Annotated in this window: 26 protein-coding genes; 6 read left to right on the top strand and 20 right to left on the bottom strand. The window is 46.4% G+C overall.

All coding sequences use genetic code 11. The features are described 5' to 3' along the window. Positions 1–91 precede the first annotated feature (91 nt). The 4 genes from NKT06_RS10335 to NKT06_RS10320 all read right to left on the bottom strand — a co-directional run bounded on the left by NKT06_RS10335 (position 92) and on the right by NKT06_RS10320 (position 1,913). Positions 92–421 carry a carboxymuconolactone decarboxylase family protein gene (locus NKT06_RS10335; RefSeq protein ID WP_017689352.1) on the bottom strand — a complete coding sequence of 110 codons (330 nt, stop codon included), beginning with the start codon at positions 419–421 and terminating at the stop codon, positions 92–94. A 141-nt stretch (positions 422–562) separates the two neighbouring features. Continuing rightward, positions 563–781, bottom strand: coding sequence for a hypothetical protein (locus tag NKT06_RS10330; protein ID WP_062833668.1), 219 nt, complete (start codon positions 779–781; stop codon positions 563–565). A 123-nt stretch (positions 782–904) separates the two neighbouring features. Then, positions 905–1,234 (bottom strand): hypothetical protein, encoded by a 330-nt coding sequence (locus tag NKT06_RS10325; RefSeq protein ID WP_036609615.1) that lies wholly within the window; start codon positions 1,232–1,234, stop codon positions 905–907. Positions 1,235–1,331: 97 nt separating this feature from the next. Beyond that, on the bottom strand, positions 1,332–1,913 hold the full coding sequence (locus NKT06_RS10320; protein ID WP_036609617.1) for a xanthine phosphoribosyltransferase: 582 nt from the start codon (positions 1,911–1,913) through the stop codon (positions 1,332–1,334). 204 nt (positions 1,914–2,117) lie between these two features. Between NKT06_RS10320 and NKT06_RS10315 the strand changes: the two genes are divergently transcribed. Continuing rightward, positions 2,118–3,182, top strand: coding sequence for a YkvI family membrane protein (locus tag NKT06_RS10315; RefSeq protein WP_253433390.1), 1,065 nt, complete (start codon positions 2,118–2,120; stop codon positions 3,180–3,182). Between the two features lie 123 nt (positions 3,183–3,305). Here the strand turns inward: NKT06_RS10315 and NKT06_RS10310 are convergent, their stop codons facing one another. The 6 genes from NKT06_RS10310 to NKT06_RS10285 all read right to left on the bottom strand — a co-directional run bounded on the left by NKT06_RS10310 (position 3,306) and on the right by NKT06_RS10285 (position 10,461). Beyond that, positions 3,306–4,436 carry a glycosyltransferase family 4 protein gene (locus tag NKT06_RS10310; protein ID WP_253433387.1) on the bottom strand — a complete coding sequence of 377 codons (1,131 nt, stop codon included), beginning with the start codon at positions 4,434–4,436 and terminating at the stop codon, positions 3,306–3,308. A 408-nt stretch (positions 4,437–4,844) separates the two neighbouring features. Further along, a complete protein-coding gene (locus NKT06_RS10305) occupies positions 4,845–5,393 on the bottom strand; it encodes a GNAT family N-acetyltransferase (protein ID WP_253433384.1) in 549 nt (182 codons plus the stop codon). Positions 5,394–5,499: 106 nt separating this feature from the next. Next, positions 5,500–6,540, bottom strand: coding sequence for a hypothetical protein (locus tag NKT06_RS10300; protein WP_253433381.1), 1,041 nt, complete (start codon positions 6,538–6,540; stop codon positions 5,500–5,502). Between the two features lie 97 nt (positions 6,541–6,637). Beyond that, entirely contained in the window at positions 6,638–7,441 is an 804-nt protein-coding gene (locus NKT06_RS10295) for a Cof-type HAD-IIB family hydrolase (protein ID WP_253433378.1), read from the bottom strand. Positions 7,442–8,020: 579 nt separating this feature from the next. Further along, on the bottom strand, positions 8,021–8,767 hold the full coding sequence (locus NKT06_RS10290) for a pseudouridine synthase (RefSeq protein WP_253433375.1): 747 nt from the start codon (positions 8,765–8,767) through the stop codon (positions 8,021–8,023). Beyond that, positions 8,764–10,461: an RsmB/NOP family class I SAM-dependent RNA methyltransferase gene (locus tag NKT06_RS10285; RefSeq protein WP_253433373.1), complete on the bottom strand. Its 1,698-nt coding sequence runs from the start codon at positions 10,459–10,461 to the stop codon at positions 8,764–8,766. The genes NKT06_RS10290 and NKT06_RS10285 overlap by 4 nt, the downstream gene beginning before the upstream one ends. A gap of 221 nt (positions 10,462–10,682) precedes the next feature. Here NKT06_RS10285 and NKT06_RS10280 point away from each other — a divergent pair, with 221 nt between their 5' ends. Continuing rightward, positions 10,683–11,231: a thioredoxin family protein gene (locus tag NKT06_RS10280; RefSeq protein WP_253433370.1), complete on the top strand. Its 549-nt coding sequence runs from the start codon at positions 10,683–10,685 to the stop codon at positions 11,229–11,231. A gap of 218 nt (positions 11,232–11,449) precedes the next feature. Here NKT06_RS10280 and NKT06_RS10275 read toward each other — a convergent pair whose 3' ends face one another. The 3 genes from NKT06_RS10275 to NKT06_RS10265 form a co-directional block, all read right to left on the bottom strand. Beyond that, complete coding sequence (locus NKT06_RS10275) at positions 11,450–11,932, bottom strand: DUF309 domain-containing protein (RefSeq protein WP_253433366.1); 483 nt, start codon at positions 11,930–11,932, stop codon at positions 11,450–11,452. Next, a complete protein-coding gene (gene yjbM, locus NKT06_RS10270; RefSeq protein WP_124113953.1) occupies positions 11,919–12,734 on the bottom strand; it encodes a GTP diphosphokinase in 816 nt (271 codons plus the stop codon). Before yjbM ends, NKT06_RS10275 begins: the two co-directional genes overlap by 14 nt. Before the next feature lie 134 nt (positions 12,735–12,868). Beyond that, on the bottom strand, positions 12,869–13,966 hold the full coding sequence (locus tag NKT06_RS10265) for a quinone-dependent dihydroorotate dehydrogenase (protein WP_253433363.1): 1,098 nt from the start codon (positions 13,964–13,966) through the stop codon (positions 12,869–12,871). Between the two features lie 253 nt (positions 13,967–14,219). Here NKT06_RS10265 and NKT06_RS10260 point away from each other — a divergent pair, with 253 nt between their 5' ends. Further along, the gene (locus NKT06_RS10260; protein ID WP_017689367.1) at positions 14,220–14,357 is read left to right on the top strand and encodes a hypothetical protein; all 138 of its coding nucleotides are present in this window, start codon (positions 14,220–14,222) and stop codon (positions 14,355–14,357) included. Between the two features lie 42 nt (positions 14,358–14,399). Here NKT06_RS10260 and NKT06_RS10255 read toward each other — a convergent pair whose 3' ends face one another. From NKT06_RS10255 to NKT06_RS10245, 3 genes are all read right to left on the bottom strand, one after another. Then, complete coding sequence (locus NKT06_RS10255; protein WP_253433360.1) at positions 14,400–15,842, bottom strand: L,D-transpeptidase family protein; 1,443 nt, start codon at positions 15,840–15,842, stop codon at positions 14,400–14,402. A 218-nt stretch (positions 15,843–16,060) separates the two neighbouring features. Continuing rightward, positions 16,061–16,303, bottom strand: coding sequence for a ferredoxin (locus tag NKT06_RS10250; RefSeq protein ID WP_090924741.1), 243 nt, complete (start codon positions 16,301–16,303; stop codon positions 16,061–16,063). Positions 16,304–16,420: 117 nt separating this feature from the next. Further along, positions 16,421–17,722, bottom strand: coding sequence for a DNA polymerase IV (locus NKT06_RS10245; protein WP_253442473.1), 1,302 nt, complete (start codon positions 17,720–17,722; stop codon positions 16,421–16,423). 532 nt (positions 17,723–18,254) lie between these two features. Between NKT06_RS10245 and cimA the strand changes: the two genes are divergently transcribed. Then, on the top strand, positions 18,255–19,874 hold the full coding sequence (cimA, locus tag NKT06_RS10240) for a citramalate synthase (protein WP_253433357.1): 1,620 nt from the start codon (positions 18,255–18,257) through the stop codon (positions 19,872–19,874). Between the two features lie 78 nt (positions 19,875–19,952). Here cimA and NKT06_RS10235 read toward each other — a convergent pair whose 3' ends face one another. Further along, positions 19,953–20,504: a TlpA family protein disulfide reductase gene (locus tag NKT06_RS10235; protein ID WP_253433354.1), complete on the bottom strand. Its 552-nt coding sequence runs from the start codon at positions 20,502–20,504 to the stop codon at positions 19,953–19,955. A gap of 226 nt (positions 20,505–20,730) precedes the next feature. Here NKT06_RS10235 and NKT06_RS10230 point away from each other — a divergent pair, with 226 nt between their 5' ends. Beyond that, positions 20,731–21,222 carry a M67 family metallopeptidase gene (locus NKT06_RS10230; RefSeq protein ID WP_253433351.1) on the top strand — a complete coding sequence of 164 codons (492 nt, stop codon included), beginning with the start codon at positions 20,731–20,733 and terminating at the stop codon, positions 21,220–21,222. On the opposite strand, the gene NKT06_RS10225 is transcribed toward NKT06_RS10230, so the two are convergent. The 3 genes from NKT06_RS10225 to NKT06_RS10215 are packed head-to-tail and all read right to left on the bottom strand — an operon-like array spanning position 21,208 to position 24,469. Further along, on the bottom strand, positions 21,208–21,945 hold the full coding sequence (locus NKT06_RS10225) for an exonuclease domain-containing protein (RefSeq protein WP_253433348.1): 738 nt from the start codon (positions 21,943–21,945) through the stop codon (positions 21,208–21,210). The two genes, NKT06_RS10230 and NKT06_RS10225, sit on opposite strands and share 15 nt — an antisense overlap. Continuing rightward, positions 21,942–23,027, bottom strand: coding sequence for a DUF294 nucleotidyltransferase-like domain-containing protein (locus NKT06_RS10220; RefSeq protein ID WP_483311616.1), 1,086 nt, complete (start codon positions 23,025–23,027; stop codon positions 21,942–21,944). The genes NKT06_RS10225 and NKT06_RS10220 overlap by 4 nt, the downstream gene beginning before the upstream one ends. A gap of 41 nt (positions 23,028–23,068) precedes the next feature. Continuing rightward, the gene (locus NKT06_RS10215; protein ID WP_253433342.1) at positions 23,069–24,469 is read right to left on the bottom strand and encodes an ammonium transporter; all 1,401 of its coding nucleotides are present in this window, start codon (positions 24,467–24,469) and stop codon (positions 23,069–23,071) included. A 352-nt stretch (positions 24,470–24,821) separates the two neighbouring features. Between NKT06_RS10215 and NKT06_RS10210 the strand changes: the two genes are divergently transcribed. Further along, complete coding sequence (locus NKT06_RS10210; protein ID WP_017689377.1) at positions 24,822–25,250, top strand: MerR family transcriptional regulator; 429 nt, start codon at positions 24,822–24,824, stop codon at positions 25,248–25,250. Positions 25,251–25,258 lie beyond the last annotated feature (8 nt).

The raw sequence follows: 25,258 nt of genomic DNA, 5'->3' as shown, positions 1-25,258 counted from the left end.
TCAAAGAGGAGGCTCCGGATCAACCCGGAACCTCCTCTTTTGTTTGGCTTCCTCTTTATGAGAACAGTTCTTTGACTACCTCCATCTGCACTTAATGGAGCGCCTTTTGCACTCGCATCGCGCCCTGAGACAGGGCGTGTCCGCCTCCTACAGCTCCCGCCACGGCTACGGTCTCCATGATCTCTTGATCTGTAGCACCCTTGGCACGAGCTTCTTCTACATGGTAGAAGGTACATACCTCATTGTTGGCAAACAATCCAATGCCGAGCGCAATTAGCTGTTTTGTCTTGGCATCAATCACGCCAGGTTGGAAACATTCTCCTGTAAACTCATGATACGACTTTACCACACCTGGCAGCACATCGCTTAATGCTCCAATCTGATCCTTGTAGGCATGAACTTTATCATTCATCAATGTCATGTCTTGTAGCACACCCTCTCGGCTATAGTTACAGAATTTCCTCACTGTACCTATCTTCTCTCCCGAGTGAGTCAATTATGCCAAGAAATCATGGTAATTCCAAACATTTATACGCCCCTACTTCTGACATAATGATCGTTGTTACTCACCAAGTGGACTTTGCCGCGGTTCGCTGAACAACTGATAACGGTAACTGCGATCCAACTTGACGACACGTCGATTCTGACGACGGATAAGTACCTGCTCGCCATCCCAGGCAACTACAATCCCGGTTACATCGTTAGATTCCAGCTCGTCCCGTACTACTCTGACTTTTTCACCTGACAGACGCAGGGCGTCCAATTCTGTATCACTAATCATGTTCATGGCTCCTATATTCCAAATTTATTTATTTACAAAAAGAGACCTAAATGAAAAGTCATTTAGGTCTCACGTGACTGTATTGGACTGTCATGTCATTCGAAATTATGTCCCGACTGAAAGTTACCGCTGCGCGTGCTCTTTGCTGTCGTTCTTCTCGAACCAAAAATCAAGCACTTTGGCGGACATCACACGTTCTTCAAGGTACTCCACTTGATGCGGTGTAAATTGTTCTTTCCAAGAGAAGGACAACTCTTCGCACAAGCCTACAATCGTCAGTAATTCTGACCAGGCAACATAGCGTTTGTACCAGAAAAATTGAGGATGTTCAATCATATAGGGATAAAGGTCATCGAATTCCGTATGTTTACAATCCAGGGCACGTTCAAAATGAACTTTCGATTCCGCCAGCTTATCATTAAAGAATTGTTCTGTTGCCGGTTGGTTCCCCATGGTGTTGCCTCCTCTCCCTAACATAACCCCATTATAAATGAAATTCGCGGTCATGCAAAGGCATAGTTCAAAAAATAGGCCCTATTCCTTTAAAATGTCACATTTCGTTATCGTCAAATTGTACCGTTCCATCGTTCAGCGAACGAATGCGTACCAAGGCTTCCACCGGAATACCCTGTTCACGAATCGTGCGTGCCCCTGCCTGAAAACTTTTCTCGACCACAACGCCGAATCCGACGAGTTCCGCACCGGAACGCTCGATAATTTTGATGACGCCACGAGCGGCATCTCCATTGGCAATAATATCATCAATGAACAAAATACGGTCATTCTCATGAATGAACTCGCGAGATACCATAATGTCAGTTACAATTCCTTTGGTAAAGGACGGTACGCGCTCACAGTAGGCATCAGGATCAGCTAGAAGTGTTTTTTTGCGACGGGCGAATACAAGTGGCACCCCAAGTTCATAGGCTGCGGCAAACGCAACCGGAATCCCTGAGGATTCTACCGTGATTACCCGAGTCACTCCACTTTCACGAAAACGGGCTGCAAACTCACGTCCCATCTCCATCGTTAATGCAGGATCAATCTGGTGGTTCAACAGACCATCCAGTTTCAATACTTGATCTGAGATAACAACACCCTCTTGTAAAATTCGTTGTTTCAATAATTCCATGATTTGACCTCCCAAGCCTATCCTATGAGGTAAAAGTATCATATATCTATCTATAAGTTCAAGCGAAATTGCCTGGGCGCTGTCCTTGAGACACAATTCAAACCACAACTCATTATCGATTGTCATGACTTTCGTGGGTCAAGCATACCTTGTACCATGGTACCCGCATGTCCAAACTATACAGGGGCCTGAGAGGGGAAACACATGAAACAGGCATTTCGGGTGCTGCAGATCGCATTTACATACATCGGAACGGTTGTCGGAGCCGGCTTCGCTACAGGGCAGGAAATTTTGCAGTTTTTTACCCAGTATGGCAAATGGGCCACCGTCACCATAGGCTTATCCACCATGCTCTTTGTCTGGTTAGGTACCAAAATGATGCTGATCGCTCACGATACCGGGTCCCGCTCTTATGAGGACCTGAACAAACATTTATTCGGGCCCAAGGCGGGCAAATGGATCACCTGGGTGACCCTTCTCATTCTCATTGGCGTGAACAGCGTCATGCTTGCCGGAGCAGGTTCCGTCTTTGTCGAACATCTGGGTTTGCATTATCAGACCGGTCTGATCGTCACACTTGTTGGGACATATCTGCTTCTCGGTCGGGGCATTCAGGCTATCCTTCAAATGAATAGCATCGTCGTGCCCATGATGCTTCTGTTATCTCTGCTCATGATCACCAGTACCATCCATCATCCTGGAGCTTCCCGATTCATCACACTGACGACAGACTCAAACCCTATTCAAGTATGGCTGTCTCCACTGTTGTATAGTTCGTTCAATCTGGCGTTAGCTCAAGCTGTTCTTGTGCCTGTAGGTAACCAGATTCGTAGTCGGAATGTGCTGAAGTGGGGCGGAGTATTGGGTGGAATTGGCGTAGGTTTCATGCTGATGGCAGCTCATTTTGCCATGTCAGCACAGATGCCCGGTATCATCCAATTCGAAATTCCGATGGGCAGCATTGCCTTTCAACTTGGATGGGCAGTACAATCTGTATATGTATCCCTTATTTTTATGGAAATATTCAGTACATTTGTTGCCGATATCTACGGCATGACCTTGCAACTCAGACAACATATACACGTTCATCCCCGTTTCATTACATTAACCATTATGCTGCTGTGTTACTCACTCAGTCAGTTTGGATTCAGTTCTCTACTATCCATCCTTTACCCTATCTTCGGAAGTTTGGCACTGTTCTGGGCAGCCAAATTGGTATTAAACCGCTGGGGCGCCTTTCGTGGACGCAAAAATATATATAAACGGTGATGTACTTCCTGAATATGAGCATCCGTTTGCTTCATAACCATAACTCATCACTCATGCGCCTTCCTTTTGCATGAAAAAAAAGCCGCTGTTTAGCACAGCGGCTCGCACTTTTTTTTCTCTCGTTTAGGCCTTGCTGGGAAACTGTAGATACATCTTCTTCAGCTCATTGACCGATCTGCCGAGCGAGTAATGTGTTTTGGCTTTTTCACACGCTGAACGGGCAAGCTCATAACGATAAGCCGGATCGAGCATCACCTTTTCAAGCGCTTCAGCCAGTGCAGAAGGATCTTCTGCAGGTACAAGCAACCCATTGCTACCATTCTCAATCTGTTCCGGTATACCACCTACATCCGTACCCACAAGGGCAAGACAACTCAACGCCGCTTCAGCGAAGACGGAACCAAATGCCTCTGCCCGTGAAGGAAGTACAAAAATATCAAAGAATGGCATGAATTCCTCAGGGTGCAGTGTGTAACCATAGAAAATGGTCTCATTATAGATTCCCAATCGCTGCGCCAATTCTTCCAGATCAGGACGAATCGGTCCGTCTCCAATAATATGTAACACATAATCATGACCTCGGCCCTTCAGCTCCGCGCAGGCTTTGAAAAGAATATCCAGCCCTTTTGCCGGAACAAGCCGACATACCGTGACCAGCTGTGGTATCGCATTATCATGAGGAATCGGCTTAAAGCGCTTCTCATCAAATCCATTGGGAATCACACCGATGACATCAGGTTCCTTCACATAGGGAGCCAGATAACGACGGAACGAATCCGACACCGTCAAGAGGCGCTCTGCCTGGTGTTCCAGCTCACCATATATCGCAAGCAGGAAGCGATGCTCCGGTCCATCCGTTTCAATGCGTCCATTAAGGATTAATTCCCGTTCATAACTGGAGTGAATCGTCTGAATAAGGGGTGTATCCGGGAAGACCGTTTTCATCGCAAGTCCAGCAATGGGGTGGTGAGCATGGATCAGATCATAGGGCTTCTGAATACGCAGTTTGGTCCACCATAGATAATCACGATAGGTTTGAATATATTTTTGGACAACAGGACTATCCTGATATTCAGTCCAGTCAAACGTTTCGAAATGTACTTCCTCTCTGCCCTTGTTGCGAATACGCTTCGGCAACGAGAACAGATCCATTTCCCACCTCGGGGTTGTAAATCTCTCTTGCATATACGGAATCATAGAGGATACACCTCCGGGCTGCTCCGGAGGAAAGAAAAGCGCCTGCAGCAATCTCACTGTTAGTTTCCCCCTTTCTACTTACGTTCATTCAGTGCATCTTCATTCATGATATATCAGAACATATGTTCAGTAAAGATACAAAATGAGAATCTCTCTCAATTACCTATCCTCTGTTGCTTGCACATCATTTAATTCCTCTGTATACGGCTCTACTATCCATTATGACATAGGGAAGCCGGAACATCTATATTACGTTAGATAGTGCAAACTTTTGGTTATTTAAACCGCTCAATCAAATCTAAACTGACCAAGCTTTTGTTCATCACTCGTATATACAACATATTCATGAAACGTGCCGCTCAGAAGCAAAAGCTTTAAACCTAACCAGCAGTCAACCACTTGAAGTGGTTGTCAATATATTCATTGATCATAATTAAAATTAAAATCAGAGGACAGTCATCATGCTCAGTTCAGGAGTTCCACGGGCTTCTCATATGTACTGTAACCATCTGTCTCTCCCAAAAAAGTATACCCGTTCCGTGCGTAAAAGGCGTTTAACGTTGCGTTGTCGGCTCCGCAATCCAAACGAACCGTATGTTTGCCATCAAAGTGTATGCCGCTGCTGGACCATTCCAATATTGCTCGTCCCAGACCGCTCTGGGCATATTTTCTTCGGATCGCCAGCCGATGCAGATAGATTGCGCCATCCTCGGCGTAAGCTTTTGATCGCCAGAGATGAATATCCCACGGGCTTGGCTGAACCATAAGGATCACCATCCCCGCTACGTCCGCTCCTTTTTTAAATACAAACACATCCCCGCGCCGAATCGCCCCTGCCGTATCATGTGAATCTTCACCTTTAAGCAAAGCGTTCCATTGAGAAGAACCTTGGCTCTGTAGCCATTCGGCTGTCTCCACCAACAGCGACATCACATCCTCCGTATCTTCGGGCTTCGCCTGAACCGCTTGAAATCCATCGTTAATATATTCGCTACTGATCCTGAATGAGTGCATGATTGTTCTCCTCCACTTCCTGAGCTCTATTAAACTAATGGTACTATACCGGGAAATGGATTTTTCGTCAAAATGAGAACAAAAAAAGGTAAAAGGCAGCTGCCTTTTACCCATCTATTCTGGCTTCATCAATAATCTGATTTCGATACAACATCGTAAGGTGCAGAGTATCAAACTCCATTTCCTTGTCCAACTCCTGCATCAACACTTCGACCAGGCTCTTTCGCTGCACGCTGGTTCCAGGAACCTCGTAATCAATGTATCCCGTCAGATCGGATTGAGAGGTGTCTATTGTTGCTGTTCCCACAGGCAACCCACCCCGTTCTTGAAGAAACAGCTCATATACCCGGAACTCCCGATCCTTGCGCTTCAGCATGACATAACATGCTTCTTCAGCTACTTCCAACTCATCCAGATCCGATTCATCGGTGTCCTCAAATTCCTCGGAGAAATCGCGATGTATCCACTCTAGCGTCTCAAGTTCGTTCCCCTGATGCCACATGCGGATCGTAATCGTATCGATGATGTCCTCATCCAGCTCTCTGACCAGCAGCTCTGCCGCGGCTTCCAATTGATTCTCTTCCGGCTCGTCATACCAGTGTATTTCACCTTGTACATCAGCACCATATTGTTTTAAGGAAGCTTCTGCAAGTTCCTGTCCTTCGACACCATTGAATATATACGTGGATATGCTGCGCCCTGCGCTTACCATTTCCATCTCCAGAACCTGATCCCGATCTTCATATGTAAACGATTCGGTTTGTGAAACAGGAATTACCTTACTTTCACTGCTGTCTATATCGTCATGGCTGCCTTCGTCATAATTCATATCTTCAGACGTCCACATTGTCTCTGACTCAGGCTTATGCAGAACCGAATGTAATGAGCCACAACTAACCATCACTTCATAATATGCAGCTTCCAATGCATCTGCAAGAGATCGGGCATAGGCATGCACTTTTTCCACAATAAGCTGCTCTGTACCATCTGGCAGAGACTCCTGCTCGATCTGAAGACTACCTGATAAACGATCTCCTTCTCTGTATACAAGAAAAAGTGACCCTGCATATTGACCATTGACCATCACATCCTGCACTTCTCCACCTGATGTCCGCAGGTCTGCAACCAATTCCACATCATATTTCATCACGTGTCCTCCTCCATTCCTAACGTTATTCTCTTAGGATGCCCCTAAGGACGGTAGATTATGAGGGAAACGTGCATTTCAAATATAAGATGTAAGGTTAGACGGATAACACATATTTTTGGATTGCGTGTGCAACACCTTGGTCGTTATTCGACAGTGTAACCTCGTCCGCAGCAGCTTTCACCTCGTCCGGTGAGTTATCCATGGCAATACCTTTTCCAGCAAAGGTCAGCATCGTAATGTCATTGAAGTAGTTGCCAATTGCCATGATCTCCGAAGGCATGATTCCTTTGGATTCGGCCAGTCTTTTAAGTGCAGCGCCTTTGGACGCTTCGGGATGCATCAGGTCAATAAAAAAATCACCACTCCGTGTCATATAATAAGGCAGATTCCAGGTAGACCACTCCTGAAGCACGGCATCCATCTGTTCAATCGGTCCAAATGCAGTGAATTTGGCCAGTGGTTCTGTCATATCAACCCACTTAGGTAATTTCAGTGGCTCTGCCATAAAGTTGTAATACATCTCACGCACCTGCAACCCCAGACCTTCTGGTTGATCCACATACAGACCAAATGCCGTATTAATGTCAAAATGTACTCCATTGGTTCGACAGTAGGATATGATCGGCTCCAGTCCTTGTCCATCTAATGCAAAGTGATGAACTACCTCACGGGTATCCACTTGCGCCGTTACGGCACCATTATGTGTAATCACATATCCATCCAGTCCCATCTGCTCCATAAAAGGAATCGTGTTGGCAGGACCTCTACCTGAACACAGAACGATCTCTGCTCCCTGACGGGAAGCTTGGATCAAGGTCTCCTGAGTCCATTCGGTTAGTTCATGATGATCATTCAGCAGTGTTCCATCTACATCAAGTGCAATTAATTTATAAGTCATTCTGGCTTCATTCCTCATCTATTAGTAGTCGCACCCACCCAAACCCTCCCTTCCGAGGGAGGGCCCCAGAGGGCTCTGCCCTCTGGACTCCCGTCTTGCTCACCGGTGGTAGGTCGGGTCTTGCTATGTAACGGTTGGCGTAGGAACGCTTGTCGCCGGGAACACCGCTTTTCAGCAGTGATCCCGCCCAAGCTGAACCGGGACCATTTCGGGCAGGGCTTCGCTTTCTGCCCGGCTCCCTGCTCCGCTTCGCGAAGAACGGGAGCTTTCTCGCCTTCGGCGTTCGTACCGGGGCTTCGCTTCCCTCCACGGCTCCCTGCTTCACTTCGTGAAGGTCGGGAGCTTTCCCGCCTGCGGCGTTCGTATCGGGGCTTCTCGCCTCCCTCCACAACTCCCTGCTTCACTTCGTGAAGAACGGGAGCTTTCTCGCCTTCGGCGGTTAGTATCGGGGCTTCGCCTCCCTCCACAACTCCCTGCTCCGCTTCGCGAAGAACGGGAGCTTTCTCGCCTTCGGCGTTCGTATCGGGGCTTCGCTTTCCTCCACGACTCCCTGCTCCGCTTCGCGAAGAACGGGAGCTTTTACTTCCGCAGAAGGTTTAACTCTTCTGCGGTTAGTTCACGATAACTTCCGATAGCTAGATCGGAAGCTAGTTCCAGCTCACCCATGGCGACGCGTTTCAGATAGATCACTCGCTTGCCTACCGCTTGAAACATACGTTTCACCTGGTGAAATTTCCCTTCGTGAATAATAAGCGAGATCGACGAGACCGTGCCTTCTTCGGTCTCTTCGCGGCCAAGTATAGTCAGCTCAGCAGGCAATGTCTCGTATCCGTCATCCAATTGAATGCCCGCCTTGAAACGTTGCACATCCGCATCATCCACGTTTCCCAACACACGGGCTTCGTAGGTTTTAGGCACATGCTTGCGTGGAGATAACAGATCATGGGCAAGCGGACCATCATTCGTGAGAATGAGCAGTCCCTCTGTATCCTTATCCAGTCGTCCCACAGGAAACGGGTTGAAGACCCGCTCCTCTTTTCGCAGCAGATCCAACACCGTCTTATCTCTGTTGTCCTCCGTAGCAGACACAACACCTGGAGGTTTATGCAGCATCAGATAGATCATCTCCCGATACACAATCCGCTCTCCATCGGCTTCAATAACGTTAACTTCGGGATTCACCTGTACACCACTGTCTTTGACTGCCTTGCCGTCCACATGGATTCTGCCTTGCTTCACCATCTTTTTGAGTTCACTTCGTGTTCCCACACCCATGTGACTTAATATTTTGTCCAGACGCAGCGTTTGTTTGCCTTTTCCACTCATACCGATGTCCACCTCCAGCCTGCCGGATATTCATTCTTCAGTACACCATCCAGCCATTTTCCCCAGCCAGCAGCATAACCATCTACACACACAAGAACGTACCCTTTGGCAATTGTATCCGCCTTGAGCACCACTCGTTCTTCTTCAATATTTAATGTTTCACCCTTGAGGTACCTCACAGCTTCCCCATCAGCGGATGACAGATTCACGCTTCGCCGTGCCTCAGATGCATTCAGAGCACACGCAAGTGGGTGGGACGGAACAAATCGCCCATTCTTGATTGTGCCCATAAACCAGCCTGGACGAATGACTTTCAGTCCCTCCAACCGTGCTGCACCAACCGATGATTGATACACACGATCTCCGTAACATACCGTTTCTCCAGTTAACTCAATCTCCAATTGTTCTTTCATAAACTGACTGTATATCGCAACCGGATCAATACTTGCCGGATCAGCTCCGCGTCCCTGACCCCGTTCCGATTTTCGCCCACTGTAATCTTTACCTTTTTTGCTCGGTCTACCCGAATTCTTGCTGCCACCAGCTTGTCTGTCATGGGACTCTCTGGATTCGATTCGCAGCAAACGTTCCTTTTTACGATCAGCCTTGGTCATAGCAATTGAAGAAGCAGCAATAGAGTGATCCTTGTTCCCCTCTACTTCAATCCTGGACACATCCTCGACCTGTCCATACTCCATTGCTCCTTCTTTAACTACTCCTGGTTGATCTGTTTCAAGTCCTTGCCCTGCACGATGCTGTAATACTGCGACATAATGTCCCTCTCCTTCCAAAAGGTGAGGCCACAATCTTGCGGTGCCACGCGTTTGATCCAGTACAGCTTCCGTCTCTTCCGCCTTCTCAGGCATCATCTGACGCACCCATTCCGGACGTCCTGGAGCGAATCCTGTCTCTTCAGGAATGTCCTTTACAACGAAATCACGGTTCACATTCAGAAACTCCGCAATCATTGCTTCATTTTCCTCCGGCGCAAAGGTACATGTCGAATATACAATTGTACCTCCCGGAGCCAGCAATCGTGCCGCAGTCTCAAGAATATCACGCTGCATAAGTACACATTTATCCACCGAATGATGTTCCCACGATTTCACCATGTCTTCATCCTTGCGGAACATACCTTCACCTGAACAAGGCGCATCGATTAATACTTTGTCAAAATAATGGGGAAATGCATTCGCGATCCGCTCGGGCGACTCATTCAACACAACGGCGTTCCGCACCCCGTACAATTCCACGTTCTTGGCCAGCGCTTTTGTACGTTCAGCATGGATATCGTTCGTGACAAGCACACCCTTGCCTTGCAGCTTTGCAGCAATCTGTGTTGTTTTCCCTCCCGGAGCAGCACACAGATCAAGCACACGATCGCCAGGCTCCACCTGCAATAATTCAACTGGAGCCATTGCACTTGGTTCCTGTATATAATACAGGCCTGCATGATAATAAGGGTGCAGCCCCGGTTTAACACCATGAGGTACATAGAATCCTGTCTCACACCAAGGAATAGGTCTTAGATCAAACGGAGCAATCTCATCGAATTGTTCCATCGATATTTTCAGCGTATTCACTCTCAGTCCCGCATGGGGAGACTGTTCATAAGATTCCATAAATTGTTCAAACTCATCACCCAGCAAACTTTTCATTCGCTCAGCAAATATCAAAGGTAACTTTACACCCATATTCCCACTCATCCTGTCTTGGTAAGATTGCAATATCGTTTTATTTTATCATATCCAAGCTTTGCTTTCCTATCATATCGTATCTATTCCACTACAGCGTGTAATGTAGTATAATGGCAAGTAGATTGATTCCTGAGCAAAAATCCGGGTGTTTATGCATATTATCCCAACCTTTATTTTTGCCCAAACTATATTTCGATATGATCGATGGGGGATGTCCAATGAAATCCAAGAAGAAAAAGAAAAGTGCTGCGATCCTTATATTCCTGGGTATTTTAATCATTATGATTGCAGCATTGGTTGTCGTAGACCAACAATCCAAAAAACAGATGGATTCAGTGGAAAATGCTTATGGCATCGCTGCTTCCAAGCTTAATCCAGCTACACGTGAACTGCTTAGTGATCCCAACTATCAACAAATTATTGTGCCCGCTGATCTCAAAGCCAAAATCGATAACAAAGACAGCTTTTTTGTTTATTTCTTCGCTTCCGACTGCTCGCACTGCCGTGCCACAACACCTCAGTTGATGCCACTGGTTGACAGTGAAGGTATTGAGCTTCCGCAGTTCAATCTGCGCGAATTCGAAGCAGGATGGACCGATTACAACATCGAGTTCACGCCTACACTCGTCTATTATGAGGCTGGTGTCGAGAAAGACCGTATGGTTGGCGGACTTCAAGAGAATGGCAGTGACCAAGGCTATACGCTGGATGATTACAAACAATTCTTTCAAAAATATAAAGGCAGTGCCACTCCTTCGGCAAGCTAACTAATAGATCATTTTCATAATTAAGCACAATAAAGGTACTTATATCACCAGACACTGTTCTGTTGAAGGACAGGCTGTTCTACCTGCAATTATCTGAATATGACGCAACATTCAAAAACACCCCGATCTTTCCCTTTACAGGAATCGTCGGGGTGTTTCATAACCATGGAACTTCATATCCATGAGATGCTCATTTGCATGCTAAGACTGATTACGGCTCAACTTTTACCCTGCTCCATCGCCTTCATCTTCTCTTCGTATATTCGTCCTCTGGTAGGACTCCGGCGTTGCGGAATATTAGGTTTAAGCTCAAGTGATCTACTAGATATCTCCTGTTCTAAGACCTCATCAACAATTCGTATGGACAAATCCCTATAAGACACAGACTGAGCATCTGATTGGGACAGTTCCTTCACGATTTCCTGTACATCCCGTACCAAAGTCCCAAGGTCAATGCCTAGAATCGTATCAGGATAAGGTTCCAAAAGGTCAAGTGAGCTCTGTAACATCATCGTGCCTCCGCGGAGATTGCCATTCCTGAAGTGGTATAAACCAACCGCAATCTGCAACAATCCTTTATAGAGAGAATCCCGGTTTCGTTCAAGCCACAATTCTTCCAGCACCTCATGACACTCGAAATAATCCTGATCCCGATTGAAGTAGATTAAGTAGTCAATGTACAGAGGCTCATAGATGCTCATCCGGGTTTTCGCCCTTTCTGGCGTTGTTCAGAAGTGTTTTCACATCATCCAGCAAGTCTTTGAGCCCTTCCATATCATGTCGTTCCCAGTAATCGTTAAAACGCTTCTGTGCTTCAATCGCTTCACTGACAAGGTGGTAGAAGTATAATTGATGAATGATATTCAATGTTCTTGACACAATATTGGAATCATCCTCAAATGCCTTCTGCGCCTCCAAAATCTGTAGCCGAATGGCAGACATCTCATTATCCAGTACAAAAGCAGCCTCCGCTGTTTTTTTCAACCTGGCTCGCATGTCATCCGGTAAGCTCTCCCGAAATTTGTAACTCAGAGAATGTTCAATGGTAGCCCAGAAATTCATGGCAAGTGTCCGGATCTGAATCTCTGCCAATACGATCTTCTGTCCCAGAGCCGTCTGAACGGGATACTCAATAATCATATGGAAGCTGCGATAGCCGCTCTCTTTGAAATTCGTAATATAATCTTTCTCAATGAGTACCGTGAGATCCTTGCGGCCTCGAATGTATTCGGCAACCCGACGGATATCATCTACAAATTGGCACATGATACGGATACCTGCAATATCCTCAATGCCTGTCTCCACGTCATCAAGCGACACATTCAGTCGTCTGGATTTCTCCAGAATACTGGATATTTTTTTGACACGACCGGTAACGAATTCAATCGGGGCATACTCTTCCCGTTTTTTCAGCTCCGCCCGCATTGTCTTAAACTTGACTTTTAATTCCTCTACCGCTTGTTCATAAGGAAGTAAAAATGTACCCCAGTCTCTACCGTCCATGCTTATGCCTCCTGTCTCTATAGCGTCCCCTGTTCTATTCCATTATACATGATGTTTGGTGGGGGGAAGAGTCCCGAACCATTTTACGCTCTCCCATGCTTCTATAATTTCATTCCGGGGATTCACAATCCTTCTTAACGATGCTCCGCACCAACTGCTTCAGAGATATGACGATAACCGTCCTTGCGCAGTAACTCACGCAGTCCGGCATGAATACGCCGATTCACCTCAGGGCCTTCGTAGATCAATGCTGTATATATTTCGACCAGGCTTGCTCCGGCTTTAATCTTCTCGTATGCATCTTCACTTGTGAAAATGCCCCCTGAACCGATGATCGGAAGTTTACCTTCAGTCTGACGATAGATCTGGCGAATAATCTCCGTCGAACGCTCACGCAGAGGTTTACCACTCAGACCGCCAGTCTCTTTCGCATGTTGGTGAGAAAGTCCTGTACGACTGATGGTTGTATTCGTTGCAATAATGCCAGCAACACCGCTGTCTGCAATGGTGCGAACCATATATTCAAGTTCCTGATCATTCACATCCGGTGCGATCTTCACCAGAACGGATTTGGCCGCTCCGCCCGCTCGCGCATGCTGCACGTTCATCTCGTTCATAACCGCAGCCAGCAATTCCTTCAATTCATTCCCATGTTGCAGATTACGCAAATCCGGTGTATTTGGTGAACTGATATTGACCACGAACAGATCAGCATAATCGTATAGTGCCTGAATGCACTTGGAATAGTCCAGGTGAGCTTCCTCATTAGACGTTGCCTTATTCTTGCCGATGTTAACAGCCACTGGAATACGCCGCTCCTGTAGACGTGAAAGTTCTCCTGCCATGGCTTCCGCACCAAGATTGTTGAAGCCCATTCGGTTCACCAAAGCCTCATCTGGAGGCAAACGGAACAGCCGTGGTTGATCGTTACCTGGTTGTGCAAGTGGTGTCACGGTTCCCACTTCCATGAATCCAAATCCGATGGAAGAAAAGCCCGTTACGGCCTGTCCGTTTTTGTCCAGACCCGCCGCCAGACCAACAGGTGTAGGGAAATGACACCCAAACATGTCAACAGCCAGATCAGACGTTTCACGTACGCCGTACATCACTCGCAATCCGGAAGGAACCGGACGGATGCTACCCACGCCACTAAGGCCGCCAATAATCAGATGATGGGCCTGTTCAGGGTCCATTTTGAACAACAAAGGTTTAGCAAGACTTCTGTATAACAAATCACTCACTCCGTTCTGGTCCGGTACGCCAATAAGCCGTTGTCCGTCTTTTCATATGTAAAAAACACTCTACACACAAGTCTATCTGTTTCTTATTAAAAAGGAAAGTAGTTTGCGCATAGACACCACAAATCGAATGATGCAAAATGCTCACAAGAAATCCACCCGTCCACTGGTAATGACGAGTTGAATTCTTTACAATGAGAGCATGGTTACTCTACACCAGTTCTATTCCAATAAGGAGGAATAACTCATGGCTCCCAAACGTAAACCACCTGCATTACAGCAAAAGAAAGAAGAAGTGAATCGCAAAGCCATTGCATGGACTGCAGCAAGTGTAGGCGGCTTGATCATCATTATTGGTGCTCTTATCATTATTGCCAATATGTAGATGATTCAGGCTGAATCCATCTGATTCTACATATCCAACAGATCAATTCAGCCAGTGATACGTTTTGTTCGGATTATCTTGCTTTGGAACAAGCGTATGCTGATAACGCTGCTTTGCTTCTGGAACAAGCGTCAGATCTGGCAGTACATCTTCTCCAATGCGTACTGGAGTACCTTGCGGAGCAAGAGCAAACAACTCTTCTACATCTCCTGTACGCATTCTCACACATCCAAGGGACTCATCCAGTCCGATACTGTCCGGCTCGTTGGTCCCATGGATGGCATAATTCGTGTTGGAGAGCTGCATCCCCCTGCTTCCAAACTCACCATTCGAACGTCCATTCGGATTCACCACTTTATCTGTAATGACAAATGAACCTTCCGGTGTTCGATCACCGCCAAGTCCCACATCATACATACGAACAATGGTATCCCCACTGATTAATGCAAGTTTATGTATATCCTTATCAATGACAATCTCAAAAGGTTCCTGCAAAATAGGCTGACTTCCTAGCGTATCCGCAAAAGCGGCATTTTTGCCTTGAGACGAATCTGAAGCATTCGAACTTTCCTCTGTTCCACTTGCTTCGCCCTTTCCTTGCTGTGCCTTTCCTTGATGCAAGGCTAGCAGCTTCGGAAACATCTCGGTCATGCCTGGCGCAGTCTCTCCGAGAATATTATTCGGAAATGGCTGAGCCATTTGCGTTACACTCTTGGGCCAAGCGTCATTTTTTTTACGATAGGCAACGATTGCACTTGATAATGATGCAGCGGCTTCCTGCTTCGCGGTCCAAGCCATAGCCATCTTTTTGATTTTCGGCGTGACTTCAGGAGGTTCACAGTTACACTGCTTGGCATCATAACTCTGTGCAGTTAGTTTCCCACTTGTATTCGTCTGCACGATGTATTTCACAGGCATATTTCGCCTCCATAAAGACCAATCCTCCGAGGTTTGCATTCCCAATACAGCCGAAGTCTCTACTTTCGGTCCAGAACCGGACCATGCAGCTGCGAGAGCAGCCTCGCCATGACTGCCTCCGCCAAACGCCGCAGCGGTGAACACATTACTTGGTGGCGTGGCCGTACTCACAGCCTGTTTATCCGCCTCTACAGGCTCTGCGATGTCATCTGTAGATTCCAGTGCCGCCGATAGTGCATCTGCCGCTTCACGACTGAAACCTGGAGCGTCCGCAGGTGGCAGGCCTGCCAGTACAAGCAGCATGAATAACGTAAGCCACATTTTGCGTCTACGTTGTTTTTTCTCCTTTTGCTCCGACATCTCCACCAGTTTCTCCTGATAGTCCACCCAGATGTCAGCAGGAGCTTTACTGCGTTCAAATGCCTCATAAACCTCGCCCGCTTGCTGGAAGCAATAGTTGGCTTTAGCCTCCTGTCCTTCGCCCAGGTACTCCTTTCCAAGCAGATACCAGGCCATTTTATTGTCTGGATGTTTCTTGACATATGTTCTTAGATGAGTATTTTGCATCCGATCCTCCACTATTTCGCCTTTTTCCGTATATCCTTATATATCGGCATAACTAGGCGCTGAATGCATAGGACTTGAGTACCCGGTGGGAAAAAGGGTATTTCGACAATTCTCGTCCTTGATCCACAGATCAGATAATCACAGTTAAATGAAAACAAAAAAAAGCACCTTCCCTCGTCGTAAAGACAACAGAAAGTGCTCTGTGTTCATGTAAGAAATTAGCCCTCTTTATTGAAAGGCTCGTCCGCTACTTTGATTGAATCTGTAGGGCAGCCGTCGCATGCATCCTGCATATCGTCAAACAAGTCGTCTGGAATAGCTTTGATCCCTTTGTTAGCGTCGCCGTCAAAGATAACTTCTGCCAAACCTTCATCATCGTAATCGTAGATGTCTGGAGCCGTTGCTCCACAAGCGCCACATGCGATGCAAGTATCTTTTTCAACCCAAGTATATTTACTCATTTACATTCTCTCCTCCTAAAATTCGAAACGTACAGTGTTTTTATCTAGAAACATATTAAACCAAAGTAAGAATAATTACAAATCATTTTGCAACCACAAGTCTCTATTATCCCCTATTTAATCAAGACTTTGCAAGTTATCTTTTTGCAGGGAAGTCCCCCGCACTTTATGATTACGAAGCAGTACGGAAGGATCGTCCCCAAGCATGCCTGCAGTCACAACAGCATTCTCACCAAATTTATCACGTAACTGATCCATAATCCGAATCAGATTGTCCTTTTTGGGTTTCTGCTCATATTCGAACAAGTCCATCTGCACAGCGGATTCTTCTCTTGGAATCAGGTTTTGAAGTGTCACACCCAGCATACGTACAGGCTTGCCACTTCCCCAATGCTTCTCAAATAATTGACATGCCTCACGGTAAATGACCGCTGCATCCTCCGTAGGAACTTCCATTAGACGTGATCGGGTGATCGTCTTCATATCCGGCGTCCGAATCGTAATCTGAATACCCTGACTGAACATTTCGTGCTTGCGCAACCTCCTGGCCACCTGGTCACTTATATTGAGGAATACCCGATGAATCTCATTCATATCCGATACATCCGCCGGTAGAGTGGTTGTATGCCCAATGGACTTATTGGCTTCCCGTTCCGCGTGAACCGCGGAATGGTTAATACCATTCGCAGAGTTTTTGAGCCAGGCTCCATTGACTCCAAATAGTTCGGTCAACATGTTCTCATCCGACTTGGCCAATTGACCAATCGTTTCAATGCCTATTTTTTTCAGCTTTTCAGCCGTTTTTTTGCCAATGCCAAACATTTCGTTACATGGCCTGTGCCAAAGAATCCGGGGTACGTCCCTCATGCGTAAAATGGAGATACCGTTCGGTTTTTTCAGATCCGAAGCCATTTTCGCCAATAATTTGTTGGGGGCAATGCCAATGGAACAAGGCAGTCCCAATTCATCCTTAATTCTGCGCTGAATGCTCTCCGCAATCTCCATTGGATTCCCAAATTGCCTTGAGCCTGTAATATCAAGATAACACTCATCAATGGATGTTGCCTCAAGTTGAGGGGTATAACTATACGCAATCTGCATGAACGCTCTTGAATATTGACGATACAAATGAAAATCGGGACGAATCACAATGAGGTCAGGGCACTTTTTCATGGCTTGGTGCACAACCATACCTGTTGAGATCCCTCGGTTACGAGCGGTATATGAACAGGTTACAATTACACCCTTGCGCAGTTCACTACTGCCCGCAACGGCTGTTGCTTTTCCTCTATATAGATCCGGTTCCTCCGCTTCATGTACAGAGCAGTAGAAAGCATTCATATCCACATGCAGAATCACCCGTCCGGCTGTAGGGTAATATTGATCCACATTCGCTGGAGGATTGCCGTCTGAAGACATCATGACCCCCGCCCTTTCATGTACACTAATTAATGAAACTAAATTACTTTCTTCTATAGTATATCAAACCCGTTATGTAAATTCAGTCGCGGGCTTTTTATTTTCTCCAAGATCTGATCAGAGATCGAATAATCAACCAGCCTACACTCACAAAAAGTATCAAAGTAATCAGGGCAATAACTGTATTTTCCCATACAAAAGTCAAAATCTGCCCTCCTTTTCTTCCATATATTCCAATTAAAACTCAATAATAAAGTATAACATACATCCGGATTATGAATAACATCCTTCTTTTTGCTCTAAAATCCGTTAATTGTTACATGAAACTGCGATTTCTATGTAGCATTTGGCTATAATGGTGCTATAATAATTAATTATACAAATTGACGACTTTAGGACAAATCAGCGCACCCAGTTTAACACAGTGTAGCGTTGCCGAATCGAAGGATTCGTCCACTAACGTTCTTAACAGATTTTCCCAACTTATAATCCAAACTTTTAAAAGAGCGCTTTATCTCAAAGGAGGATCTTTATGTCAAAGGCCATTTCCATCTTCGATACGACTTTACGTGACGGCACACAAGGGGAGGGTGTCAGCTTATCGGCAGACGACAAACTCAAAATTGCCAAGAAGCTTGATGACCTGGGTGTCCATTATATTGAAGGCGGAATTCCCGGCAGCAATACCAAGGACATTGAGTTTTTCAAAAGAGTCAAGGAATTAAACCTGAACGCAAAGGTCGTTGCTTTTGGCAGTACACGCCGTAAAGGCAGCGTTGCTAGTGAAGACGCCAACCTGAAACGCATGATCGAATCTGGTGCTCAGGCTGCAACCCTGGTCGGTAAATCATGGGACTTCCATGTGCATACCGCTTTGCAGACTACATTGGAAGAAAACTTGTCCATGATCTATGATTCCATCGCCTATCTGAAACAGAATGGTATGGAAGTCATCTTTGATGCAGAACACTTCTTTGACGGATTCAAACATAACCCGGAGTATGCTCAAGCTGTCTTGACCAAGGCTCACGAGGCAGGAGCGGACTGGCTCGTCATGTGTGATACCAACGGCGGGACAATGCCTAACGAGGTGCACGAGATCGTATCCACACTGCATAGAAGCCTGCCTCACGCACATCTCGGCATACACACACATAATGACTGTGAACTTGCTGTGGCCAACACACTAAGCGCTGTACAAGCTGGAGCCCGTCAGGTTCAAGGAACGATGAACGGTTATGGAGAGCGTTGCGGTAACGCCAATCTCGCATCCATTATCCCGAACCTGCAACTGAAGCTTGGCTATGAATGTGTTACTGAGGATTCCATGAGACAACTTACAAACGTGGCTCGTTATGTTAGCGAGATTGCCAATGTAAATATGCCGATTAATCAGCCTTATGTCGGCAATGCTGCTTTTGCTCACAAAGGCGGAATCCACGTCTCTGCCATCCTGCGGGATTCGCGTACGTATGAACACATCGTGCCTGAACTTGTTGGCAATAAGCAACGTGTGCTGGTATCGGAACTTGCCGGTCAGAGTAATATTGTATCCAAAGCGCAGGAACTGGGGCTTGAATTCGATCCAAGCAGTGCCAATTCACGTCAGATTATCGAAAAAATCAAAGACCTGGAGCATCAGGGTTATCAGTTCGAAGGCGCAGACGCCTCGCTTGAATTGTTAATTCGTGAAGCGAACGGTGACATGAAAGAATTGTTCACTTTCGAATCATTCAAAATGCTTGTGGAGAAAACAGCGGGCAAATCCGTTGTTTCTGAAGCTTTTGTCAAACTTAATGTAGCTGGAACAAGTGTCTATACCGCTGCTGAAGGGAACGGTCCGGTTAACGCTCTCGATAACGCGCTTCGGAAAGCACTGGTACAATACTTCCCTTCACTTGCCAATATGCATCTCTCGGACTACAAAGTACGTGTACTGGATGAGAAGGATGCCACTGCTGCCAAAGTTCGTGTTTTGATCGAATCCAAAAATACGGAAAACACATGGAACACGGTTGGTGTATCCGAGAACGTCATTGAAGCAAGTTGGGAAGCTCTTGTGCATAGTTTCCGCTATGCACTGCTACAAGAAAAATTGCAGGATGAGCCAGGTACACTCCCTATTCCTGCTCACGGGCTAAGTAATCATTAAAGTGTATTTCCCGGAAAATAAAAAGAAGCCTCTGTACCCATGATTCATGGATGCAAAGGCTTCTTTCTTTGCAAAAAATTAATTTGCAACTAACGCTTTAATCTTACGTTCCAACTCTTTCTCAGGCAATATGCCTAGAACAATCTCCTGTATAACGCCTCTGGAGTCAATCAGAACATTGGTTGGAAAAGCCACTCCGTTATATTGAGCATACACGGTCCCCTTCTCGTCCAAGGGAATAGGGAACTTCAGTTGGTATTCATCCACAAAAGCTTTGGCATCTTTCAGTTTATCGTAGGATGTTACATTAACGCCATAGAGGTCAAGCTTATCCTTATATTTCTCAGCCATTTTGTTCAGCTCGGGAGCTTCCTGTTTACACGGCTCACACCACGATGCCCAGAAACTGACGAAAGTCGCCTTGTCTTTGGCGCCGCCCACACTGTACGTTTTCCCATCCATTGCTGTCAGAGAAAAAGCAGGTGCCAGAAGACCCGCACGTGGCCCCGTCTCCGTAGGCACGGGTTCATCCTGCTTAAATACGGCGGCAATCCCGCCTTCTGTATTCCGGGCCATTGTAATACTAACAAGCAAGATAACACCGAGGAGTATGTATTTGTTTCGTTTCATAACCCGCCACCCTTTTTGTATAATTAGCCTGTTGAAACTGAAACCGTATTTCTGTGCATGCTAGATGTTTATCACGCTCTATTACAGTTCACCAGAACATGATTCACATACTTTCTCTTTAATATTGTACCCTTTTCCTTTAAAATTTTACAATCCACATCTCAGAAAATAAAATGAAAAAGGACTCCTGCCTAAGCAGGAGCCAAAGAGAGAGGGGTGAATACAAATGGCAGCACTTCACGGACAGCAGAACACCTTCTACATCCCTTCTTCCGTAGAACAAGAGATGTGTGAGCACATGTTCATTTCGCTGCCGCAAGAAGCCTGCGGGGTTATGCTGGGTGAAACCGCAGCGGGCGGTATACGAATCAGTCGGTTTCAGCCCATTCGTAACGTAGCACCTGACCCGCTGCACCATTTTGCTCTGGACGATGCCGAATGGATTCGGTGCGTATTCTCCGAACCCAAACTCATCGGCATCTTCCATTCTCATCCGCAGACTAGTCCTGTACCTTCCCTAGAGGACATGCAAGCCCTTCCGGCCTTTGCCGGTTTGCTTCAAATGTACCTCATCGGCTCACCAGACCTAACAAGCGGGTTGCGATCTCATATGCATCTGAACGGTTATCAGATTGTATCTTCGAAAGAATCACAGGATCAGGCTCACCGCGTTGTGCCTTCATACAATCTGCTTCCCGTCCCATTACGCGTGACTTAGCTGGGTATACAAATCCCCCAAGGTCTCCACATTTTTACGTATCATGTCCTCCAGATAACAGGACCATAACTGTGCAGTCATTTTCGAATCTTCCAGTGCATGGTGACGCCCATAGATCGGAATCCCTCTGGATTCCAGTAATTCATCCAGACCATACCCCGGCCTGCTTGGTTCAAGCCAGCGGGCCAACATCATCGTATCAATTAAACGATGTGTCAGTCTTACTTTTGAAGTCCGCCACAGAGCAGCATTCAGAAAGGCTCGATCATGCGCACTTGCGTGTGCAATCAGAACACTTCCCCCTACAAAAGACATGAAATCATGTAATCCCTCCAGCAAAGTTGGCGCGTCCATAGTCATCTCCTGTGTAATACCTGTAAGTTCAGTAATATGTTCCGGAACCTCAGTCTTGGACTGTACAACCGTATAGAACTGCTCTCCTTCCAGCACCACACCACCATGTATACGGACCGCACCAAATGAGATAATCTCATCCCCATGCTGGGGTGAAAAACCCGTCGTTTCGAGGTCAAATACAACTGCGTCCAGCTCATTTAGAGGCGTATGCAGAACCTCAGGTCTGCGCTGTTCTCTCATCATCGAACGGATAAACGCCATGTGTTGCGCCGTAGGGGCTCCCATAATGGAAGCGATGGCGGAAGGAACCCCTCCCTGACGCAGCGAATTCCAGAATCCTGTATTGCCCCTTGCCGGCTCTCTCATGGACGTCTCCTTTCTGCAAAACGCAACTGTCTTTGCAAAGCACGATGCACTCGTCGTACCAACCCGAGCGTATCCCTGAGCTCATAATGAATCTGTTTTTGTTTCATCTGCTTCTCATCCAGGAACCCACTGCTATTTTGCAAATTCCCTTGGATGACAACCGGTGTACTTCTACGAAACTTCAAAGCGGCGATGAAGGCCCGCTGACATGCATCCAGTAATGTAAACGGAACAGCCTCAAGTGAAGTCAGTCTCTCCATTCTTTTTAACGTAGATGACTCCTTGATCCCATGTTGCAAAGCCAAATAACGGGCACTGTTCACAAGCGGAATGTACAGACCATACTTGACATCAAATCCGCCTGCATGTTCACCAAATCGTTCTGTGACCACACGTCCAAGTACATTTAATGTAGCTTTATGTTTAACCGTATTACGAAGAACTGCATCCGAAAGTTCAGGAACGAGTCTGAACTGTTCATAAAAACTCGTGATCCATTCCTCTGCCAGACTTTGCTCCCCCGCAACAAAACGCATGTCTGAAGCGATGATCAGATTACGAACTGGCTCCCAATTCAGATCTGAACTCCACTCTGATAATTGTTGCTTCCATGACGCCAGCGTTTTTCTCCACAGTGGCTCTGAACACATGACTTTTCCTTCGCACTTGGCGTAACCAAGCCCTTCCAATATATCCGTCATTCGCTGTCCAAGCTCGGCAAAGTATTCCCCTTTACCCTCATGCGGGATATCGCTAATGATCATGCCATTGTCCTGATCACTCCATAACGTTGCTTCTTCCCTGCCAGAACTGCCAAATACGATAAAGGCATAGGGGACGGGAGGTTGGCCGAAGCCTTCCTCAACCATCCCCTGAATGCATAACTCTACTGCTTTCCGTGCAATCCGGTCATGCAGTTCATTTACCGTCTGGTACCACTCGATTGGCGACAAGGAAGCGGACAACAATTCCTGGAGCTCATTCTGTAATATCACACGTGCCTGGCGCAGTTCTGGAACAGACACCGCACCATCGATTCCCCGATAAGACCAGGAATAGTTTGTAAACGAGATGGGTTCCATCATGTCCAGCCTCCTTGAAGCATGTTTCAGCATTATTCACCTCAGGAGCTGAACGTACCGCCACCCGATTTAGAATCTACATTTTTCATTTGTTCAGGGTATCCGTAAGTACCGTGCTCACTGATATCCAGACCCATTGTTTCTTCTTCTTCAGTAACACGGATGCCCATGATCGCTTTCATTCCGCCCAGAATAATGAAGGACATCACCAGTACGAAGGCAAAAGCACCTGCCAGACCTAGAAGTTGTACGCCCAATTGGTGGAAGCCACCGCCATAGAACAGACCCGCTTGACCTACACCCGCATTCTCGGCAAGTTCAGGAGTAGCGAACAAACCTGTGGAGATCGCACCCCACATACCAGCAATACCATGCACGGAGAAAGCGTAGATTGGATCGTCAATTCCTTTACGATCGAAGTACTGTGCTGTGAAGAATGTGATGATACCCGCCAAAGCACCGATAACCAGAGCTGCCCAAGGTTCAACGAATGCACATGCTCCTGTAATCGCAACGAGTGCCGCAAGCACACCGTTTAACATGCTAGGAATATCAGACTTACCAAGTACTGCCCATGAGATCAACAGCGCAGCAACACCACCGGCTGCAGCAGCTACGTTAGTAGTCAATGCAACATAACCGAAGAATCCATCCCCCATGGCAGATAACGTACTACCTGGGTTGAATCCGAACCAACCGATCCAGAGGATAATAACCCCTAGTACGGAATACACTTGGTTGTGACCTGGAATGATGTTAGGTTTACCGTCTTTGTTATATTTTCCAATACGTGGTTTCAACAAGATGGTAGCTACCAATGCTGCAGTCGCACCAGTCAAGTGAACAACCGTCGATCCTGCAAAGTCTTGCATACCCAGTTCAGCCAACCAGCCGCCGCCCCATACCCAGTGAGCAACAACCGGATACATGATAATGGTATACAGTGTACCGAAAACAATATATACGCTCATCTTTGCACGTTCAGCCATACCACCGCAGGCAATGGCCAGAGATACCGCCGCAAAGGCAAGGTGGAATACGAATTTAATAGTCAGTGGAACATCGGAGAAAGCAAGTGATTCGAAGGAAGCAGCCATCTTGTCACCACTCAGGAAGAATCCTGTTGTTCCAAAGAAGCTGTTACCATTACCGAAACCAAGACCGAAGCCCAAAGCCCAGAAGGCAATTACTGAAATTCCCAATGTCAGGATGGTCTTACCCGCAATGTGTCCTGCATTCTTCATCCGTGTTGAACCCGCTTCGAGTAAAGCAAATCCCCCTTGCATCAAGAACACGAGTACCACAGCCAGAAACGTAAAAGCTGAGTTCAAACCGCTTTGAAGTTCAATGTTAGTCGGACCCTCCGCAGCCGCAAATGCGCTGACCGGAAAAGCGAACAAAGTAAGCATTACTAACATGGAAACCAACCATTTCTTTCTCATATACCCCACTCCCTCTTATGTTAAGTTTCTTCACATAACGTGAAACTCTTAATGTCATTATAAGCAGAAGAGAGGAAAGTTGACAAGAGTATTTTCATCAAATCTGAAAATTATTTCTGGGAATAAAGTCATACGTCTTTTTCTTGCACTTAAGTACATAATCACATTCTATGAGTACATAGATATAGAAATGCAGTATGCTGATTGCCAAAGCATAACGTTTGACTGTACGGTTAAAGATCATGTATCATACTTATTAGTAAGAAAAATTGGGCGTAGTATAGAAATTCGCAAGTGGAAACTACAATTCCCTACATTTGAACTTGCAAGCGAGGTGAATATCATTGGGGATATGAAACTTTTTCGGATTGGCGAGCTCGCCAAGACCGCTGGTGTTAGTGAACGGACGATTGATTATTACACAAAGCTTGGACTGATCGCTCCCGAAGAACGCACACAAAAAAATTATCGTCTCTATAGTAATGAAACTTTAACGAGGCTTGAACGTATTGTACAGATGAAACAAGAGAAGTATAGTCTCGACGAGATTAAGCAATCTCTTGAGAAGTGGCGTCTGGTTAGTACAGAAGAACAAGTTGCCAGCAAATTGACAACATTGGAGCTTCATGTACAACAACTTGAGCGAGAGGTTAACGAACTCAAACCGCTACTTGGAGAGATGAAACCTGTACAAGCACGTAAAATGATGGCAGGACTTCTCACCAAAAGTGCCGGTACAATGGAGGCACTTAAAATCTTGCTTGAGAACACCATGATGTAGCTTATTTT

It is taken from the genome of Paenibacillus sp. 1781tsa1 (genome assembly GCF_024159265.1).
Taxonomy (GTDB): domain Bacteria; phylum Bacillota; class Bacilli; order Paenibacillales; family Paenibacillaceae; genus Paenibacillus.
Note: the sequence above shows the minus strand (reverse complement) of the source record. Positions and strands in the feature narration are given on the sequence as shown.